Origin of the sequence: Asprobacillus argus, from assembly GCF_032248395.1 — a bacterium.
Classification (GTDB): domain Bacteria; phylum Bacteroidota; class Bacteroidia; order Flavobacteriales; family Flavobacteriaceae; genus Polaribacter; species Polaribacter argus.
The window spans coordinates 1-306 of sequence record NZ_JAVTTO010000016.1 but is presented as its reverse complement, the minus strand read 5'-3'; the positions used below and the strand labels follow the sequence as shown (position 1 = coordinate 306).

The 306-nt window shown below is 36.6% G+C and carries 1 pseudogene; it reads right to left on the bottom strand.

The window, feature by feature from the left end:
* A pseudogene (locus tag RQM59_RS14395) lies at nt 1–306 on the bottom strand (T9SS type B sorting domain-containing protein); the annotation flags it as partial.

The following is a 306-nucleotide window of genomic DNA, read 5'->3' as shown; positions in this document are numbered from 1 at the left end:
TAGGGAACTCTACTACAGATACTAATAGAGATACTTCTCCACAACCGTTTTTATCTCTGACTAATATATTGTAGAACCCGCCCTCTAAACGCTCGAATATCGGGGAGTCCTGGTAACTATGTATGATCACATTGTTTTCATCAGATAGGGCATATTCATAATCACCAATACCTAGATTTGTAGGATCAATAGTGATCGAGTTATTATCAGAATCATCAACAATAGTAACATCATCTTGTGTGATGGTTGCAATGATAGATTCATTTACTTGTATGGTTCTAGTTCTGGTACATCCTGTTCCATTAG